We start from the raw sequence: 17,811 nt of genomic DNA, 5'->3' as shown, positions 1-17,811 counted from the left end.
GACGGCGATCGTCGTTTCGGCGACCGCGACTCGCGTCCCCAGCGCGATGGCGACCGTCGGCCGCCGCGCGATGGCGATCGTCGTTTCGGTGACCGCGACTCGCGTCCCCAGCGCGATGGCGACCGTCGGCCGCCGCGCGATGGCGATCGTCGCTTCGGGGACCGCGACTCGCGTCCCCAGCGCGATGGCGACCGTCGGCCGCAGCGTGACGGAGACCGTCGCTTCGGGGACCGAGACTCGCGTCCGCAGCGTGATGGCGACCGCCGCCCGCAGCGTGACGGTGATCGTCGCTTCGGCGACCGCGACCCGCGTCCGCAGCGCGATGGTGAGCGTCGACCGCAGCGCGACGGCGATCGTCGTTTCGGCGACCGCGACTCGCGTCCCCAGCGCGATGGCGACCGTCGGCCGCCGCGCGATGGCGACCGCCGGCCGCCGCGCGATGGCGACCGTCGCTTCGGCGACCGCGACCCGCGTCCCCAGCGCGATGGCGACCGTCGCCCGCCGCGTGACGGCGACCGTCGCCCGCAGCGCGATGGCGAGCGTCGCTTCGGCGACCGCGACTCGCGCCCCCAGCGCGACGGGGACCGTCGCCCGCCCCGGGATGGTGACCGCCGCCCCGCGCGCGACGGCGAGCGCCGGTTCAACGGTGATCGCGATCGCCGTCCGCAGGGCGACGGCGACCGCAGCTTCGGGCGCGGCGACCAGCGTCGTCGCGACGACCAGCGCACGAGGAACCAGGGGCCCGAGCGCCATGCCGCCCGCCCCGGGCGCGACTACGAGCGCCGCGGCGACGGCTCCGGCGAGAGCTTCAAGCAGGTCCGCGAGGACGAGGTCGTGCCGCCGCCGCTGCCGGACGATCTGGTGGCCGAGGACCTCGACATCGGCGCGCGCGCGCAGCTGAAGACCCTCACGAAGGACAACGCCGAGTTCGTCGCCAAGCACATGGCGATGGCGTCGCGCCTGATCGACGAGAACCCGGAGCTCGCGCACGAGCACGCGCTCACCGCGGCTCGTCGCGCCGGCAGGATCGGCGTGGTGCGCGAGACCCTCGCGATCACCGCCTACCAGCTCGGCGACTTCGCGCTCGCGCTGCGCGAGCTGCGCACCTACCGCCGGATCACCGGGCGCGACGACCAGCTGCCGCTCATGGCCGACTGCGAGCGCGGGCTCGGACGTCCCGAGAAGGCGCTCGAGCTGGCACGTTCGGTCGACGCGGCGACGCTCGAGACGCCCGTCCGGGTCGAGCTCGCGATCGTGAAGTCCGGCGCGCGCCTGGACCTCGGGCAGCCGGAGGCGGCGCTCGAGGAGCTGCGCATCCCCGAGCTGCGCCGCGACAAGGCGTTCGAGTACAGCCCGGCGCTCTTCGCCAGCTACGCGGGCGTGCTCGAGGAGCTCGGTCGCGACGACGAGGCCGCAGAGTGGTTCGCCCTCGCCGACCGCGCCATCGACGCCCTCGAGGCGGCGCTCGCGCCGGGCGAGCTCGAGTCCATCGCGATCACGACCGAGCGCATCGAGGACGACGGCGAGGCCACGGCCGAGGAGAGCGGCGTGCCGCTCGAGTCGGACGTCGACGATGCCGCGGAAGCGGGCGACGACGACGCGGAGGCGGCCGAGGACACCGGCGAGGCAGCGGACGAGCACGTCGAGGATGTCGACGACGTCGAGGCTGCCGCAGACCCTGAGCAGGTCGAGCCGCCAGCAGCGCCGGTGCAGCCGGCCGCTGCCGCGGCGGCCGTCGACGAGGCGGAGCCCGCCTCGGAGGAGCCGGCGCCGCACGGCGACGCGCTCTTCGCGGACGCGCTGTTCGGCGACGACCTCATCGAGGACGAGGACCAGGACCAGGAGCCGGAGCGCGGCGGAGACGCCCGCTGATGGCGCTGTTCCGCAAGGCGGCGGCGCAGCCGACGCCGCTCGACGGCGTCGACTGCCTGTACCTCGACCTCGACGGGGTCGTCTACAAGGGGCCGGATGCGATCCCGCACGCGGTCGACAGCATCCGTGCCGCCGGGCTCCCGACGGCGTACCTGACCAACAACGCCTCGCGCACCGACGCGGAGGTCGCCGAGCACCTGGCGTCCTTCGGCCTCGACGTGCGCGCGTCCGACGTGGTCACGAGCCCGCAGGCGGCCATGCTGCTGCTCGCGAAGCACCTGCAGCCGGGCGACCCCGTGCTCGTCGTCGGCGGCGCCGGCATCGTGGTCGAGCTCGAGGCGCGCGGCTGGCGCGTGGTGCGCACCGCCGCCGAGCAGCCGAAGGCCGTCGTGCAGGGCTTCCATCCGTCGGTCGGCTGGAAGGACCTCGCCGAGGCGTCGTTCGCGCTGCGCCGCCCGCTCGAGCAGGGCGGCATCCCCTGGATCGCGACGAACGGCGACTGGACGATCCCGGTCGCCGGCGGCATCGCGCCCGGCAACGGCACGCTCGTCTCGGCCGTGCACACCGCGGTCGGCCGCCTGGCCGAGTTCGCAGGCAAGCCCGAGACCCCGATGTTCGACGTCGCCGCCGAGCGCTTCGGCGCGCGCGCGCCACTCATGGTCGGCGACCGGCTCGACACCGACATCCTCGGCGCCCGCCGCGCCGGCATCGCGTCGGCGCTCGTGCTGACCGGCATCGACCGCGGCGCGAGCCTGATCGGCGCCGACGCCTCGATGCGACCCGATCACGTCCTCGAGGATCTGCGCGGCCTCGCCGAGCCGATCGCGCCGGTGCGCGAGACGCTCGAGACCTCGACCGGCGACCGCTACTTCGAGGTCGGCCGGGCGGCGGTGCGCCGCTCGGGCATCGACATCGCCCTCGTGCGCGAGGGGGAGCGCGACGTCGACACGATCCGCGCCGCGTGCGCCGCGGTGTGGACGGCCGACCGCCCCGTGCTCGGGCTGCGCATCGCCGACGCGCTGCTCGCGCTCTAGTCGCGCTCGGGCGGCTCCCACAGCGCGCGCCAGCGACGGATCCGCTCGGGGTCCGGCGCCGCCCCGTAGGCGGCCCAGAACGCTGGCTCCGCGTCGCCGAGTCCGTTCCACGCCAGCGACCACGAAGCGATCGCCAGATCCGACCAGCGGTCGCCCACGCCGACCCGGCCGAGGTCGACGAGCCCCGCGAACCGGCCGTCGGCGACGAGCGTGTTGGGCGCGCACGGATCGCCGTGGCAGACCACGGGGTCGTCGACGGGTGCGGATGCCGTCCAGTCGGGAGCGGGGAACGGGCACCTGCGCGCGTCGGTCGCGTGCAGGCGCCGCAGCCCCTCGCCGAGGGCGGCCGCCGCCGCATCGGGGTCGTGGAGCCCCGCCGCCGAGACGATCGAGGGCGCCGGGATGGCGGCGGTCTCGAGCAGCTCGCCGCCGGCCTCGCGGTGCAGACCCAGCACGCGCGGCACCGGCACCGACGACGCCGTCGCGAGCCAGCGCATCCGCTGCTCCTCGGCCGCGAGCGACTCGGTGCCGGCAGGGCTCCACTTCGCGAAGACCGCGCCGCCGGCGCGGTCGATGCGGGCCGTCACGCCGCCGAGCTCGTTGCGCCACACCAGCTCGACGGGATCGTGGCCCGCGCGGCGCGCGGTGGGCGGCGGCACGGGCGTGCCTGCCGGGGGAGGGCCGGCGAGGTCGAGGGAGGGTCCGCTGCGCACCGATCGACGCTAGCGTGCAGGCATGGACGACGCTGCATCGCCCCGGCGCGTGCTCGTGCTCGGCGGCACCCGCTGGCTCGGACGCGCCGTCGCCGAGGCGCACCTCGCCCGCGGCGCGGACGTGACGTGCCTGGCGCGCGGCGCCTCGGGCGCGGTCGCTCCGGGCGCGCGGCTCGTGACCGGCGACCGCGACCGCGACGACGCCTACGCGGCGCTCGAGGGCGAGTGGGACGAGGTGGTCGACGTCACCCGGCTGCCCGCGCACGCCTCGGGCGCGCTCCACGCCCTCGCCCACCGGACGCGGCACTGGACGTTCGTCTCGTCGGTGTCCGCGCAGCGGCTCGAGGGCGCGCCGGTCGGTGCCGACGAGGACGACGAGCTCGTGCCGGAGGATCCGACGGGCGAGGAGTACGGCGGCGCGAAGGCGTGGATCGAGCGCGTCGCCAGGGAGCGGCTCGGCGAGCGGCTCGCGATCGTGCGACCGGGCCTCATCGGCGGGCCGGGGGACGAGAGCGACCGCTTCGGCCACTGGGTCGCGCGGCTCGCGCTCGCCGGCGACGGTCCCGTGCTCGTGCCGGCACGCGAGCAGCCGACGCAGACGATCGACGTGCGCGACCTGGTCGACTTCCTCGTCGAGCGGGCGCCCCACCGGCAGGACGTCGTGAACGCGGTCGGGCCCGACGGCACGCTGCACGCGCTCATCGCGCTCGCCCGGGAGGTCGCCGGGCACACGGGCGAGCTCGTCGCGGCGACCGACGAGGAGCTCGAAGCGGCAGGCGTCGGCGTGTGGATGGGTCCGCGCGCGCTGCCGCTCGTGCTCCCCGCCGCGCTCGCCTCCCACGCGCAGCGCTCGAGCGCGCGCTACCGCGCGGGCGGCGGCGCGCACCGGCCGCTGCGCGCGACGCTCGAGGCGGTGCTCGCCGACGAGCGCGCCCGCGGGCTCGACCGCGCGAGCGCCAACAGGCTCTCGCGCGCCGACGAGCTCGCCGTGATCGATTCGCTAGCCTCGAGGGCATGACCGACCCCCAGGAGCACGCCGACGGCCTCGTCGACGAGCTGGAGCTCCTCGAGCAGCAGCCGCTCGAGGCGCGGGCCGAGCAGCTCGCGCGCATCCACGACCGGCTGCAGGCGGAGCTCGGGGCGGTGCGTGGCTGACGCAGCCGGGGCGGGCGGCGCCGAGCCGATCGGGGGCGAGCCGATCGGAGGCGAGCCGGTGCGGCTCGACCAGGCGCTCGTCGAGCGCGGGCTCGCCCGCAGCCGCTCGCAGGCGCAGCAGCGCATCGCCGAGGGCCTCGTCACCGTCGACGGGCGCGCGGCGCTCAAGGCGAGCCTCAAGGTGCCCGCGCGCGCCGAGGTCGCGGTGGCGGGCGGCGACGCATGGGTGTCGCGCGCGGCGCACAAGCTGCTCGCGGCGCTCGACGCCTTCGCCGTCGACCCTGCCGGCCGGGAGGCGCTCGACGCCGGCGCCTCGACGGGCGGCTTCACGCAGGTGCTGCTCGCGCGCGGCGCCGCGCACGTGACGGCCCTCGACGTCGGCCACGGCCAGTTCCAGCTCGACGTCGACGCGCATCCGATCACCCTCGTCGAGGGGCGCAACGTGCGCGACCTCGAGCCCGGGTCGCTGCAGCCGGCGCCGTCGATCATCACCGCCGACCTGTCGTTCATCTCGCTCGCGCTCGCGATCCCGCCGCTCGTCGGGGTCGCGGCGCCCGGCGCCGACTGGATCGTGCTCATCAAGCCGCAGTTCGAGGTCGGCCGCACCGGCGTCCGCGAAGGCATCGTCGCCGACGCCGGCCTCAGGGCCCAGGCGATCGAGCAGGTGCTGTGGGCGGCGTGGGACGCCGGGCTCGGCACCGCCGGCCTCATCGGCAGCCCGATCGCGGGCGGCCGCGGCAATCTCGAGTACCTCGCCCACCTCTCGGCGGAGCGCGGCACCAATCCGACAGAATGGCTGGACGAGTCGGCGAGACTGGCGAAGGAGGCGCGGTGAGCGGACGCAGGTTCCTGCTCGCGTTCCACCCCGGGCGCGAGGAGGCTGTCGCGACGGCCGCCGCGATCGCCGCGCGGCTGCTCGCCGAGTCGGTGACGCCCGTCGTGCTCGCCGAGGACCGCGCGGTGCTGCTCGCCGCCGGCAGCGGGCTCGAGGCCGTCGAGCCGTACGTGCCCTCCGACGCGCCCGACGTCGAGCTCATCATGACGCTCGGCGGCGACGGCACGATCCTGCGCGCGGCCGAGCTGCAGCGAGAGATCGGCGCGCCGCTGCTCGGCATCAACCTCGGCCACGTCGGCTTCCTCGCCGAGGCGGAGGTCGCCGAGACCGCCGAGGTCGTCGAGCGCGCCCTGCGCCGCGGCTACGAGGTCGAGGAGCGGCTGACCCTCTGCGTGCGCGTCTTCCAGGGCGACGAGCTCGTGCACGAGACCTGGGCGGTGAACGAGGCGGCGATCGAGAAGTCGGGCTCGGGCCGCATGATCACGACCATGCTCGAGATCGACGGCCGCCCCATCTCGTCGTTCGGCACCGACGCGGTCCTGCTCGCGACGCCCACCGGATCGACCGCGTACTCCTTCTCGGCCGGCGGCCCCATCGTGTGGCCGACCGCGTCGGTGCTGCTGCTCGTGCCGCTCGGCGCGCACGCGCTCTTCACCCGCCCGCTCGTCGTCGCGCCGACCTCGACCATGGCCGTGACGATCGCCGACGACTCGACGAGCCCCGCCGTGCTGTGGTGCGACTCCCGCCGCTCCTTCGACCTGCCGCAGGGCTCGCGGGTCGAGGCGACGCGCGACGAGCGGCCCCTGCGGCTCGCGCGCCTGTCGCGCGCGCCCTTCGCCGACCGGCTGGTCGCGAAGTTCCACCTGCCGGTGGAGGGCTTCCGGCGGTCGCGCGCGTGACCCGCCTCGACGAGCTCACGATCCGCTCGCTCGGCGTGATCGACGAGGCGCGCGTGCCGGTCGGTGCCGGCTTCACCGCCATCACGGGCGAGACCGGGGCGGGCAAGACGATGCTCGTGCAGGCGCTCGCGCTGCTGCGCGGCGAGCGCGCCGATGCCGGCGTGATCCGCTCCGGCGAGGACCGCGCTGCGGTGCAGGGCGTGTGGATCGTCGACGACGCGGATGCGGTGGCGCTCGTCGAGGACGCCGGCGGGACCGTCGACGACGGCGAGCTGATCCTCGGCCGCGCGCTCACCAGGGAGGGGCGCTCGCGTGCCCAGGCCGGCGGCGCCGCCGTACCCGCGGGGCTGCTGCGCGAGCTCGCCGACCGCCTCGTCGCCGTCCACGGGCAGGCCGACCAGCAGCGGCTCCGCTCGCCCGACGCGCAGGCTGCCGCGCTCGACCGCGCCGCGGGGGAGCGCCTGGCGGCGCTGCTCGCCGAGTACGTCCGGGAGCACGAGGCCTGGACGGCCGCGCGCGACGCGGCCGCGCGCATCCGCGACGAGCACGACGCGCGCGCCGCAGAGGCCGCCTCGATCCGGGCCGAGCTCGAGGACCTCGAGGCCGTCGACCCGCAGCCGGGCGAGCAGGACGAGCTCGCCGCGATCGCGCACCGCCTCGAGCACTCCGAGGCGCTGCGCGCCGAGCTCGCCGAGGCGCACGGCGCGCTCTCCAACGACGAGGACGAGCCCGACGCGGTGACGCTCGCGGGCCGCGCGCGCCGGCTCGTCGAGCGCGCCTCCGGCGACGACGCGGCGCTCGGCGGCGCGCTCGACCTGCTGGTGCAGGCCGACGCGCTGCTGCAGGAGGCATCCTCGGCGATCGTGCGGGCGCTCGACGACCTCGAGCGACCCGAGCGCAGCCTCGACGAGGTGCAGGAGCGGCGCGCCCAGCTCACCGCGCTCGAGCGGCGCCTGGGCCGCACGCTCGAGGAGGCGCTCGAGGCGGCGCCGGCGGCCGCGCTCCGGCTCGCCGAGCTCGAGGGCGACGACGCCGAGCTCGAGCGGCTCGACGCCGAGGAGCGCGCGCGGCACGAAGCGGTCGCGGCGCTCGCCGACCGGCTGAGCGCGCTGCGGCAGGAGGCGGCCCGGCACCTCGAGGCCGCCGTCGGCGAGGAGCTCGCTGCGCTCGCGATGCCGAACGCCCGGCTCGTGGTCGAGGTCGCGCCGACGGATGCGCTCGGCCCGCGGGGCCGGGACCGCGTCACCATGCTGCTCGCGCCCCACCCCGGCGCCGAGCCGCGTCCCGTGCAGCGGGGCGCGTCGGGCGGCGAGCTCAGCCGCATCATGCTCGCGCTCGAGGTGGCGCTCGCCGACGAGAGCGTGCCCACCATGGTCTTCGACGAGGTCGACGCGGGCGTCGGCGGCGCCGCGGCGACCGAGATCGGGCGCCGGCTCGCCCGGCTCGCCGAGCACTGCCAGGTGATCGTCGTCACCCATCTCGCGCAGGTCGCGGCGTTCGCCGAGCGCCACGTGCGCGTCGAGAAGGGCACCGACGGCCGCATCACCGCATCGCAGGTGTCGCCGGTCGAGGGCGAGGAGCGCCTGGCCGAGCTCGCCCGCATGCTCTCGGGCACCGCATCCGAGACCGCGCTCGCGCACGCCCGCGAGTTGCTCGATGATGCGCGGGTCGTGGGTTAGGCTCGAAGCCCGTGAACCACAGTGCAAACGGGACCGCAGCGCCGGCCAAGGTGACCAAGCAGATCTTCGTCACCGGAGGCGTCGTCTCGTCGCTCGGCAAGGGGCTGACGGCCGCGTCGCTCGGCAACCTGCTCACCGCCCGCGGCCTGCACGTGGTCATGCAGAAGCTCGACCCGTACCTCAACGTCGACCCGGGCACGATGAACCCGTTCCAGCACGGCGAGGTGTTCGTCACCGACGACGGCGCCGAGACCGACCTCGACATCGGCCACTACGAGCGATTCCTCGACGTCAACCTCTCGCAGGCCGCCAACGTCACGACCGGCCAGATCTACTCGCGCGTCATCGAGCGCGAGCGCCGCGGCGAGTACCTCGGCGACACGGTGCAGGTCATCCCGCACATCTCCGACGAGATCAAGCGGCGCATGCGCCTGCAGGCCGAGCAGCAGCCGCAGCCCGACGTCATCATCACCGAGATCGGCGGCACGGTCGGCGACATCGAGTCGCAGCCGTTCATCGAGTCGGCGCGGCAGATCCGCCACGAGCTCGGCCGCCGGAACGTCTTCTTCGTGCACGTCTCGCTCGTGCCCTTCCTCGGCGCCTCCGGCGAGCAGAAGACGAAGCCGACGCAGCACTCCGTCGCGACGCTGCGCTCGATCGGCATCCAGCCCGACGCGCTCGTGCTGCGCAGCGACCGGCCCGTGAGCGACGCGAACCGCAAGAAGATCGCGCTCATGTGCGACGTCGAGGAGGAGGCGGTCGTCAACGCGATCGACAAGCCCTCCATCTACGACATCCCCACGATGCTCACCGAGCAGGGCCTCGACGCGTACATCATCGGGCAGCTCGGCCTCGAGGCCGGCGACATCGACTGGTCGCGCTGGCAGCCCGTGCTCGACGGCGTGCACCACCCGAAGCACGAGGTGACGATCGGCCTCGTCGGCAAGTACATCGACCTGCCGGATGCGTACCTGTCGGTGACCGAGGCGGTGAAGGCCGGCGGGTTCGCGAACCAGACCAAGGTCAACATCCGCTGGATCCGGTCGGACGACTGCGAGACCCACGACGGCGCGGCGGCCCAGCTCGGCGAGCTCGACGGCATCATCGTGCCCGGCGGCTTCGGCATCCGCGGCATCGAGGGCAAGCTCGGCGCGCTGAGGTTCACGCGCGAGAACGAGATCCCCACGCTCGGCATCTGCCTCGGCCTGCAGTGCATGGTCATCGAGGCCGCCCGCAACCTGGCCGGCATCGAGGGCGCGTCGTCGACCGAGTTCGACGAGGGCACGCCCGCGCCGGTCATCGCGACGATGGCCGAGCAGGAGCAGCACATCCACGGCGGCGACCTCGGCGGCACGATGCGCCTGGGCCTGTACGAGGCGAAGCTCGCCGAGGGCTCGCTCGCGGCCGAGCTCTACGGCGACACCGTCTCGCACGAGCGCCACCGGCACCGCTACGAGGTGAACAACGCCTACCGCGACGAGATCGCCGCCGCGGGCCTCGCCTTCAGCGGCCTCTCGCCCGACGGGCACCTCGTCGAGTACGTCGAGCTGCCGGGCCACCCGTTCTACATCGCCACGCAGGCGCACCCCGAGCTGCGCAGCCGGCCGAACCGCGCGCATCCGCTCTTCCGCGGCCTCGTCGCCGCCGCCCTCGAGCGCCAGCGCGCCTCGAAGCTCTTCGACGAGACCGACGACGAGACGGCCTGATGCTCGCCGACGCGCTCGGCCAGCAGCCGGTGCTCGCCCGCGAGCAGCTGTTCGCGGGCCGGGTGTGGGACGTCGAGATGCAGGAGTTCGAGCTCGGTGGCGAGCGCATCCGCCGCGAGGTGGTCGTGCACCCCGGCGCCGTGGCGGTCGTCGCGATGAACGAGCGGGACGAGGTGTGCCTCGTGCACCAGTACCGGCACCCGGCCGGCGGCACGCTGTGGGAGCTGCCCGCGGGCCTGCTCGACGTGCACGGGGAGGATCCGCTCGCAGCGGCGCAGCGCGAGCTCGCCGAGGAGACCGACCTCGCCGCGGGCACCTGGCGGACCCTGCTCGACGTCTCGACCACGGGCGGGGGCTCGACCGAGATCATCCGGGTCTACCTCGCGACCGACGTGCGCGAGCTGCCGGAGGCGTTCGAGCGCACGCACGAGGAGGCCGTGATGGAGCGCCGGTGGGTGCCGCTCGCCGAGGTCGTCGACGCGGCGCTCGCGATGCGCCTCCACAACGCGACGCTGCTCTCGGCGGTGCTCGCCCTCGAGGCGATGCGCGCCCGCGGCGCCTCGCCGCACCCCGTCGACGCGCCGTTCGACTGGCATCCGGCCCACCGGCCGTGACCGGTCGGCCATGACGCCCGCGCAGGCGGTCGACCGGCTGCTGCGGCAGCTCGCGATCGAGCGCGGCCTCTCGCAGCACACGGTGGCCGCGTACCGGCGCGACCTCGGCGGCTACCTCGCCGTGCTCGAGGCGCGGGGCGTGTCGGATGCGTCGGCGATCGCCGGCGACGACGTCGCGGCCTTCCGCGCCGCGCTCGCAGACCGCGGGCTGGCCGCGTCGTCGGTCGCGCGCCACCTGTCGGCCGTGAAGGCGCTGCACCGGTGGCTCGTCGACGAGCGGGTGGCCGCCGAGGACGTCGCGAAGGACCAGCGGCCGCCGAAGCTGCCGCAGCGGCTGCCGAAGGCGATCTCGGTCGCGCAGATGCAGCGGCTGCTCGAGGCCGCGGGCGGCGACGACCCCGCGGGGCTGCGCGACCGGGCGCTGCTCGAGCTGCTCTACGCCACCGGCGCCCGCATCTCGGAGGTCGTCGGGCTCGACGTCGACGACCTGGCGGCCACGGCCGACGAGCAGCAGCTCGTGCGCGTGACGGGCAAGGGCGCGAAGCAGCGCCTCGTGCCCGTCGGCTCGTACGCGCGCCGGGCGACGGATGCGTGGCTCGTGCGGGGGAGGGCGGCGCTCGCGGCGAAGGGGCGCGGCACGCCGGCGCTGCTGCTCGGCGCGCGGGGCGGCCGCCTCTCGCGCCAGGCGGCGTGGGAGATCATCCAGCGGGTCGCCGACGAGGCGGGCGTCGAGCACGTCTCGCCGCACACCTTCCGCCACTCGTTCGCCACGCACCTGCTCGAGGGCGGCGCCGACGTGCGCGTCGTGCAGGAGCTGCTGGGCCACGCATCCGTCGCGACGACGCAGATCTACACGCAGGTGACCGCCGACACGCTGCGCGACATGTACACGACGGCGCACCCGCGCGCGCGCTGAGGCTCAACCAGAGGTTGAGATACACGCCGCGCCCGCCTGCGCGGCGAAGGCGCGCGGCGTTCCTAGACTCGGGGGCGTGAGCACGCGCAACGAGACCCTGGCCGGCATGGAGGCACCTTCGCTCGGGCCCACCGGGCGTCCCCACCGCGACTTCCCGCAGCCCGAGCCGCTGCGCAGCCACGGCCCCGCGCGCATCGTCACCATGTGCAACCAGAAGGGCGGCGTGGGCAAGACGACCACGACGATCAACCTCGGCGCCGCGGTCGCCGAGTACGGCCGCCGCGTGCTCGCGATCGACTTCGACCCGCAGGGCGCGCTCTCGGCGGGCCTCGGCGTCGACAACCACGACGCGACGACGATCTACGACCTGCTGCTGAACCCGCGCCTCGACCCGCGCGAGGCGATCCAGTCGACGAGCGTCGAGGGCCTCGACGTCATCCCGGCCAACATCGACCTGTCGGCCGCCGAGGTGCACCTCGTCAACGAGGTCGCGCGCGAGCAGATCCTCTCGCGCGTGCTGCGCCGCGTCGCCGACGACTACGACCTCATCCTCATCGACTGCCAGCCGTCGCTCGGCCTGCTGACGGTGAACGCGCTCACCGCCGCGCACGGCGTGCTCATCCCGCTCGAGAGCGAGTTCTTCGCCCTCCGCGGCGTCGCGCTGCTGAAGGAGACGATCGAGAAGGTGCAGGACCGCCTCAACCCGGCGCTGCAGCTCGACGGCATCCTCGTCACCATGTACGACGCCCGCACGCTCCACGCCCGCGAGGTCATGGAGCGCGTCGTGGGCGCGTTCGGCGACACCGTGCTCGAGACGGTCGTGCGCCGCACGGTCAAGTTCCCCGACGCATCCGTCGCGGGCATCCCGGTCACGCAGTTCGCGCCCGACCACGCGGCGGCGGAGATCTACCGCCAGCTCGCGCGCGAGCTGATCGCCCGTGGCTCCATCGCCTGAGCCCGACGGCGCCGACGAGGAGCGCGGGTTCCGCCTCGCGCTCGACAACTTCGACGGGCCGTTCGACCTCCTGCTGACGCTCATCGGCAACCGGTCGATGGACGTCACCGAGATCGCCCTCTCGCGCGTCACCGACGAGTTCATCGCCTACGTGCGCACCCTCGACACCCGCGAGGAGCTCGAGCAGGCGAGCGAGTTCATCGTCGTCGCGGCGACGCTGCTCGACCTCAAGATCGCGTCGCTGCTGCCCGCCGGCGACGTCGTCGACAGCGAGGACGTCGCGCTGCTCGAGGCGCGCGACCTGCTGTTCGCGCGGCTGCTGCAGTACCGCGCGTTCAAGCAGGCGGCGCTGTGGATGGCCGAGCGGCTCGCCGCGGAGTCGAGCCGCCACGCGCGCTCGGTGCGGCTCGAGGAGCGCTTCCGGCAGCGCACGCCCGAGCTGCGCTGGACGCTGTCGGCCGACGACTTCGCGGCGCTCGCGCTCCTCGCGCTCACGCCGAAGGAGCTGCCGACGGTGGGCCTGACGCACCTGCACGCGCCGCTCGTGTCGATCCGCGAGCAGGCGGCGCACATCGTCGCGCGGCTGCGGCAGGCGGGCACGACCACGTTCCGCGAGCTCATCGCCGGCGAGGCGACGCGCGGCGTGATCGTCGCGCGCTTCCTCGCCGTGCTCGAGCTCTACCGGCACGCGGCGATCACCTTCGAGCAGCTCGAGCCGCTCGGCGAGCTCTCGCTCAGCTGGACCGGCCACGACTTCCGCGACGAGGACCTCGTCGCCCTGGGGGCAGACTATGACCATGCATGAGACGGATGCGCCGGCCAGGGCCGAGGAGGCGGGCGAGGCCGCCGCCGACCGGTCGCACCTGCCGCTCGAGCGCCGCATCGAGGCGATCCTCATGGTCGCCGACGAGCCGCAGGGCGCCGTGCACCTCGCGACGTCGCTGCGCGTGCCGGTGCCGGCGGTGAAGGCCGCGATCGAGGCGCTGCGCGCCGACTACGACGGCGAGGGCGCGGGGCCCCAGCGCGGCTTCGAGCTGCGCGAGGTCGGCGGCGGCTGGCGCGTGTACGTGCGCGCCGAGTACGACGCCGACGCGACCGACTTCGTGCTCACGCAGACGCCCACGCGGCTGTCGCAGGCGGCGCTCGAGACGCTCGCGGTGATCGCCTACAAGCAGCCGATCACGCGCGGCGCGGTCGCGGCCATCCGCGCCGTCAACGTCGACTCGGTCGTGCGCACGCTGCTCGGCCGCGGCCTCATCCGGGAGGCCTTCGCCGACAGCGAGACGGGCGCGATCCACTACGAGACGAGCGAGCTGCTGCTGACGCAGCTCGGCCTCAACTCGCTCGACGAGCTGCCGCCGATCTCGCCGCTGCTGCCCGACGGCGAGGAGGACGTGCTCGCATGACCGCCATCGAGGGAGAGCGCCTCCAGAAGGTCCTCGCGGCCGCCGGCGTCGCCAGCCGCCGCGTGGTCGAGGACATGATCGTCGCCGGCCGCATCGAGGTCGACGGGCGCGTCGTGACCGAGCTCGGCACGCGCATCCGCCCCGACGCCCGCGTGACGGTCGACGGCACCGCGGTGCAGCTCGACACCACGAAGCGCTACCTCATGCTCAACAAGCCCACCGGCGTCGTCTCGACCATGAGCGACGAGCGCGGCCGCCGCGACCTGCGCGAGTTCACCGACAGGGTGGGGGAGCGCGTCTACAACGTGGGCCGCCTCGACAGCGACACCTCGGGCCTGCTGCTGCTGACCAACGACGGCGAGCTCGCGCACGTGCTCGCGCACCCGTCGTTCGGCGTCGAGAAGACCTACGTCGCGAAGGTGCGCGGCGCGGTCGACCAGCGCACCATCCGGCGACTGCTCGACGGCTTCGAGCTCGAGGACGGCGAGATCCACGCCGATGCGGCGCGCCTCATCGGCCGCCCCTCGCAGGGGCACTCGATGGTCGAGCTGACGCTGCACTCGGGCCGCAACCGCATCGTCCGGCGCATGCTCGACCACGTCGGGCACCCGGTCGTCGAGCTCGTGCGGCGCAGCTTCGGGCCGCTGCACCTCGGCACCCTGCGGTCGGGCGCGGTGCGCGAACTCACTAGCATGGAGCGCGGTGCCATCCTCACGCTCTCGCGATCGGCGCCGTAAGCCAGCAGCCAGCAAGGAGCCCTCGTGACCCACCGACTGCGCGGCCCCGTCCGCATCGTCGGCACCGGGCTGCTCGGCACCTCCATCGGCCTCGGGCTCGCCGCCCGCGGGGTCGAGGTGCAGCTCGCCGACGCGAGCCCCACCGCGATGCGGCTCGCCGCCGACTACGGCGCGGGCCGCCCCGCCGAGCCGGGCGACGCCCCGGAGCTCATCGTCGTCGCCGTGCCGCCCGACGTCACCGCGCAGGTCGTCGCCCGCGAGCTCGAGGCGTTCCCGGATGCGGTGGTCGCCGACGTCGCGTCGGTGAAGGCCGTGCCGCTCGCCGAGCTGCGCGCGCTCGGCGCCGACATCAGCCGCTACCTCGGCACGCACCCCATGGCGGGCAGGGAGCGCTCCGGCGCGCTCGCCGGCTCCGGCGACCTCTTCGTCGGCCGGCCGTGGGTGATCGCCGGCCACGACGGCATCTCCTACGAGCGCGGCAGCCTCGTCGACGACCTCATCCTCGACCTCGGCGCCGTGCCGATCGAGTCGACGCCAGAGGAGCACGACCGCGCCGTCGCCATCGTCAGCCACGTGCCGCAGCTCGTCTCCTCGCTCATGGCCGCGCGCCTCGCCGACGCGCCCGACGAGGCGCTGCGCCTCGCCGGCGGCGGCGTGCGCGACGTCACGCGCGTCGCGGCGAGCGATCCGGCGCTCTGGATCCAGATCCTCGGCGCGAACGCGCCGGCGGTCGTCGAGCAGCTGCGAGCCCTGCAGACCGACCTCGCGACGCTCGTCGACGCGCTCGACGACGTCGACGCATCCGGCAGCCGCAAGGCAGTGGCGGATGCGCTGCGGGCCGGCAACGAGGGCGTCGCGCGCCTGCCGGGCAAGCACGGCACGCACGCCCGCTTCACCCGCGTGCAGGTGCGCGTCGACGACCGCCCGGGCCAGCTCGCGCGGCTGCTCGCCGACATCGGCGACGCCGAGGTGAACCTCGAGGACGTGCGCATCGACCACGCGGAGGGCGCCCAGTTCGGCGTCGCCGAGATCACGGTGCTCCCCGAGGCCGTGCAGCGCCTGCACGACGCGCTCGAGGAGCTGGGCTGGCAGGTGGTCGCATGAGCGCCGAGCGCCGAGCGACCGTGGTCGCGATCGACGGGCCCGCCGGCAGCGGCAAGTCGTCGGTCGCGCGCGCCGTCGCCCGCGAGCTGGGCTTCCGCTTCCTCGACACGGGCGCCGCCTACCGCGCCCTCGCCTGGCTCGTGCTCGAGCGCGGCGGCGACACCGACGACGAGCCCACCGTGCTCGCGGCGCTCGAGCGGCTCGGCACGCTCGAGCTCACCGTGGAGCCTGCGGGGCAGCGCGTCGCCATCGACGGGCACGACGTGACCGAGGCGATCCGCAGCGAGCGCATCTCGGCCGCCGTCTCGGGCGTCGCGCGCACGCTCCCCGCCCGCAGCGCCGTGAACGAGCGCTTCCGCGCGATCATCGCCGATGCGGAGCCCGGCATCGTCGCCGAGGGCCGCGACATCACCACGATCGTCGCGCCCGACGCCGACGTGCGGGTGCTGCTCACGGCCGACGAGGCCGTGCGCATCCGCCGCCGCTTCGGCGACGTCGGCGGCGACGAGTTTCAGGTGGGTGCGCGCCTCGCGGCGCGCGACGCCTCCGACTCGAAGGTGATCGACTTCCTGACCGCAGCCGACGGCGTGACCGTCGTCGACTCCACCGACCTGACGTTCGACGAGACCGTCGACGCGATCGTCCGCCTCGTGCGCGACCGCGTCTCATGAGCACGCATTCTGAAGAGGGACCGATGAACGAAGAGATCGAGCACGAGGCCGGCGAGGCCGACGCGTACGAGACCGACGAGGCGCGCGTCTCGGCGCTCCGCGCGGGGCTGTCGGACTACGAGCTCGACGCCGAGGACGCCGCGCTCCTCGAGCTCGCCGAGGCGGGCCCGGATGCCCTCCGCGTACTGCCCGCGCTGCCGGTGCTCGCGATCGTCGGGCGGCCCAACGTCGGCAAGTCGGCGCTCGTCAACCGCATCCTCGGCCGCCGCGAGGCCGTCGTCGAGGACACGCCGGGCGTGACGCGCGACCGCGTCACCTACAAGGCGGAGTGGAACGGCCGGCCGTTCACCGTCGTCGACACCGGCGGCTGGGAGCCCGACGCGCGCGGCATCGACCGCTCGGTCGCGCTGCAGGCGGAGGTCGCGGTCGACCTGGCCGACGCGGTGCTGTTCGTCGTCGACGTGAACGTCGGCCCCACTTCGACCGACGAGCACGTCGTGCGGATGCTGCGCCAGTCGAACCGGCCCGTGCTGCTCGTCGCCAACAAGGCCGACGACGCCCGCCGCGACCTCGAGGCCGCCTCGCTCTGGAGCCTCGGCCTCGGCGAGCCGCACCCCGTCTCGGCCGTGCACGGCCGCGGCGTCGCCGATCTGCTCGACGCGGCCATGGAGCTGCTGCCCGAGGTCTCGGCGGTCGCGAAGGAGGAGCTGGGCGGCCCGCGCCGCGTGGCGCTGCTCGGGCGGCCCAACGTCGGCAAGTCGTCGCTGCTCAACAAGGCGGCCGGCGAGGAGCGCGTCGTCGTCAACGAGATCGCGGGCACGACGCGCGACCCCGTCGACGAGCAGATCGAGCTCGGCGGCCGCGTCTGGCGCTTCGTCGACACCGCCGGCATCCGCCGCCGCGTGCACCTGCAGCAGGGCGCCGACTTCTACGCGACGCTCCGCACGCAGGCCGCGCTCGAGAAGGCGGAGGTCGCGGTCGTGCTCATCGACGTGACGGAGCCCATCTCGGAGCAGGACGTGCGCATCGTCGACCTCGTGCTCGAGTCGGGGCGCGCGCTCGTGCTCGCGTTCAACAAGTGGGACCAGCTCGACGACGAGCGCCGCCGCTACCTCGAGCGCGAGATCGAGCAGGACCTTGGCCACGTCGACTGGGCGCCGCGCGTCAACATCTCGGCGCGCACCGGCCGCCACCTCGAGAAGCTCGTGCCCGCGCTCGAGCTCGCGCTCGACTCGTGGGACACGCGCATCCCGACCGGCAAGCTCAACGCGTTCATCGCCGACATCGTCTCGGCGCACCCGCACCCGCTGCGCGGCGGCAAGCAGCCGCGCATCCTCTTCGCCACGCAGGCGTCGACGAGGCCGCCGACCTTCGTGCTCTTCACGACCGGGTTCCTCGACCCGCAGTACCGCCGCTTCATCCAGCGGCGCCTGCGCGAGGACTACGGCTTCGAGGGCACGCCGATCCAGGTCAACATGCGTGTCCGGGAGAAGCGCGAGCGCCGCTGACCGCGTC

General features: G+C 74.7%; 19 protein-coding genes. 17 read left to right on the top strand and 2 right to left on the bottom strand.

From position 1 onward, the window contains the following. Positions 1-753: hypothetical protein (locus tag AC1RNL_RS11520; protein WP_492935310.1), on the bottom strand; the 753-nt coding region annotated here is incomplete at its 3' end. A gap of 108 nt (positions 754-861) precedes the next feature. Between AC1RNL_RS11520 and AC1RNL_RS11515 the strand changes: the two genes are divergently transcribed. Both AC1RNL_RS11515 and AC1RNL_RS11510 read left to right on the top strand, forming a co-directional pair. Further along, positions 862-1,872 carry a tetratricopeptide repeat protein gene (locus AC1RNL_RS11515; RefSeq protein ID WP_240671315.1) on the top strand — a complete coding sequence of 337 codons (1,011 nt, stop codon included), beginning with the start codon at positions 862-864 and terminating at the stop codon, positions 1,870-1,872. Beyond that, positions 1,872-2,906 (top strand): HAD-IIA family hydrolase, encoded by a 1,035-nt coding sequence (locus tag AC1RNL_RS11510; RefSeq protein ID WP_492935309.1) that lies wholly within the window; start codon positions 1,872-1,874, stop codon positions 2,904-2,906. Before AC1RNL_RS11515 ends, AC1RNL_RS11510 begins: the two co-directional genes overlap by 1 nt. Here AC1RNL_RS11510 and AC1RNL_RS11505 read toward each other — a convergent pair. Continuing rightward, positions 2,903-3,619 carry an aminoglycoside 3'-phosphotransferase gene (locus tag AC1RNL_RS11505; protein WP_492935308.1) on the bottom strand — a complete coding sequence of 239 codons (717 nt, stop codon included), beginning with the start codon at positions 3,617-3,619 and terminating at the stop codon, positions 2,903-2,905. The two genes, AC1RNL_RS11510 and AC1RNL_RS11505, sit on opposite strands and share 4 nt — an antisense overlap. A 22-nt stretch (positions 3,620-3,641) precedes the next feature. Between AC1RNL_RS11505 and AC1RNL_RS11500 the strand changes: the two genes are divergently transcribed. The 15 genes from AC1RNL_RS11500 to der all read left to right on the top strand — a co-directional run bounded on the left by AC1RNL_RS11500 (position 3,642) and on the right by der (position 17,804). Continuing rightward, the gene (locus AC1RNL_RS11500) at positions 3,642-4,637 is read left to right on the top strand and encodes an NAD-dependent epimerase/dehydratase family protein (protein ID WP_400532147.1); all 996 of its coding nucleotides are present in this window, start codon (positions 3,642-3,644) and stop codon (positions 4,635-4,637) included. Continuing rightward, positions 4,634-4,774, top strand: a complete 141-nt coding sequence (locus AC1RNL_RS11495; RefSeq protein ID WP_164877091.1) for a hypothetical protein — start codon at positions 4,634-4,636, stop codon at positions 4,772-4,774. The genes AC1RNL_RS11500 and AC1RNL_RS11495 overlap by 4 nt, the downstream gene beginning before the upstream one ends. Positions 4,775-4,817: 43 nt before the next feature. Beyond that, positions 4,818-5,609, top strand: coding sequence for a TlyA family RNA methyltransferase (locus tag AC1RNL_RS11490; RefSeq protein WP_400532153.1), 792 nt, complete (start codon positions 4,818-4,820; stop codon positions 5,607-5,609). Continuing rightward, a complete protein-coding gene (locus AC1RNL_RS11485; protein WP_492935307.1) occupies positions 5,606-6,508 on the top strand; it encodes an NAD kinase in 903 nt (300 codons plus the stop codon). Before AC1RNL_RS11490 ends, AC1RNL_RS11485 begins: the two co-directional genes overlap by 4 nt. After that, complete coding sequence (gene recN / locus AC1RNL_RS11480; protein WP_492935306.1) at positions 6,505-8,187, top strand: DNA repair protein RecN; 1,683 nt, start codon at positions 6,505-6,507, stop codon at positions 8,185-8,187. The genes AC1RNL_RS11485 and recN overlap by 4 nt, the downstream gene beginning before the upstream one ends. A gap of 50 nt (positions 8,188-8,237) precedes the next feature. Continuing rightward, positions 8,238-9,893: a CTP synthase gene (gene pyrG / locus AC1RNL_RS11475; protein ID WP_246993508.1), complete on the top strand. Its 1,656-nt coding sequence runs from the start codon at positions 8,238-8,240 to the stop codon at positions 9,891-9,893. Further along, entirely contained in the window at positions 9,893-10,507 is a 615-nt protein-coding gene (locus AC1RNL_RS11470) for an NUDIX domain-containing protein (protein ID WP_128189300.1), read from the top strand. The genes pyrG and AC1RNL_RS11470 overlap by 1 nt, the downstream gene beginning before the upstream one ends. A gap of 10 nt (positions 10,508-10,517) precedes the next feature. Further along, entirely contained in the window at positions 10,518-11,423 is a 906-nt protein-coding gene (xerD, locus tag AC1RNL_RS11465; protein WP_492935305.1) for a site-specific tyrosine recombinase XerD, read from the top strand. A 106-nt stretch (positions 11,424-11,529) separates the two neighbouring features. Beyond that, positions 11,530-12,378, top strand: a complete 849-nt coding sequence (locus AC1RNL_RS11460; RefSeq protein WP_128189313.1) for a ParA family protein — start codon at positions 11,530-11,532, stop codon at positions 12,376-12,378. Continuing rightward, positions 12,362-13,183: a segregation and condensation protein A gene (locus tag AC1RNL_RS11455; RefSeq protein ID WP_246990749.1), complete on the top strand. Its 822-nt coding sequence runs from the start codon at positions 12,362-12,364 to the stop codon at positions 13,181-13,183. Before AC1RNL_RS11460 ends, AC1RNL_RS11455 begins: the two co-directional genes overlap by 17 nt. Further along, positions 13,170-13,784 carry an SMC-Scp complex subunit ScpB gene (scpB, locus tag AC1RNL_RS11450; RefSeq protein WP_146357699.1) on the top strand — a complete coding sequence of 205 codons (615 nt, stop codon included), beginning with the start codon at positions 13,170-13,172 and terminating at the stop codon, positions 13,782-13,784. The genes AC1RNL_RS11455 and scpB overlap by 14 nt, the downstream gene beginning before the upstream one ends. After that, positions 13,781-14,521 carry a pseudouridine synthase gene (locus tag AC1RNL_RS11445; RefSeq protein ID WP_310125927.1) on the top strand — a complete coding sequence of 247 codons (741 nt, stop codon included), beginning with the start codon at positions 13,781-13,783 and terminating at the stop codon, positions 14,519-14,521. The genes scpB and AC1RNL_RS11445 overlap by 4 nt, the downstream gene beginning before the upstream one ends. 24 nt (positions 14,522-14,545) lie before the next feature. Further along, a complete protein-coding gene (locus AC1RNL_RS11440) occupies positions 14,546-15,625 on the top strand; it encodes a prephenate dehydrogenase (RefSeq protein ID WP_364196913.1) in 1,080 nt (359 codons plus the stop codon). After that, positions 15,622-16,296, top strand: coding sequence for a (d)CMP kinase (gene cmk, locus AC1RNL_RS11435; RefSeq protein WP_492935304.1), 675 nt, complete (start codon positions 15,622-15,624; stop codon positions 16,294-16,296). Before AC1RNL_RS11440 ends, cmk begins: the two co-directional genes overlap by 4 nt. A gap of 23 nt (positions 16,297-16,319) precedes the next feature. Continuing rightward, complete coding sequence (der, locus tag AC1RNL_RS11430) at positions 16,320-17,804, top strand: ribosome biogenesis GTPase Der (RefSeq protein WP_128189294.1); 1,485 nt, start codon at positions 16,320-16,322, stop codon at positions 17,802-17,804. Positions 17,805-17,811: the final 7 nt, after the last annotated feature.

This window comes from Agrococcus sp. GW821-FHT14H11, from assembly GCF_058803545.1.
This window is presented reverse-complemented; position numbering and strand designations above follow the sequence as displayed.

What these genes read in the sequence shown, in the direction of transcription:
- scpB (WP_146357699.1), top strand. Translation starts at nt 13,170, where the DNA reads ATGACCATGCATGAGACGGATGCGCCGGCCAGGGCCGAGGAGGCGGGC.
- AC1RNL_RS11460 (WP_128189313.1), top strand. Translation starts at nt 11,530, where the DNA reads ATGGAGGCACCTTCGCTCGGGCCCACCGGGCGTCCCCACCGCGACTTC.
- AC1RNL_RS11495 (WP_164877091.1), top strand. Translation starts at nt 4,634, where the DNA reads ATGACCGACCCCCAGGAGCACGCCGACGGCCTCGTCGACGAGCTGGAG.
- AC1RNL_RS11500 (WP_400532147.1), top strand. Translation starts at nt 3,642, where the DNA reads ATGGACGACGCTGCATCGCCCCGGCGCGTGCTCGTGCTCGGCGGCACC.
- AC1RNL_RS11445 (WP_310125927.1), top strand. Translation starts at nt 13,781, where the DNA reads ATGACCGCCATCGAGGGAGAGCGCCTCCAGAAGGTCCTCGCGGCCGCC.
- xerD (WP_492935305.1), top strand. Translation starts at nt 10,518, where the DNA reads ATGACGCCCGCGCAGGCGGTCGACCGGCTGCTGCGGCAGCTCGCGATC.
- cmk (WP_492935304.1), top strand. Translation starts at nt 15,622, where the DNA reads ATGAGCGCCGAGCGCCGAGCGACCGTGGTCGCGATCGACGGGCCCGCC.
- der (WP_128189294.1), top strand. Translation starts at nt 16,320, where the DNA reads ATGAACGAAGAGATCGAGCACGAGGCCGGCGAGGCCGACGCGTACGAG.
- AC1RNL_RS11510 (WP_492935309.1), top strand. Translation starts at nt 1,872, where the DNA reads ATGGCGCTGTTCCGCAAGGCGGCGGCGCAGCCGACGCCGCTCGACGGC.
- AC1RNL_RS11470 (WP_128189300.1), top strand. Translation starts at nt 9,893, where the DNA reads ATGCTCGCCGACGCGCTCGGCCAGCAGCCGGTGCTCGCCCGCGAGCAG.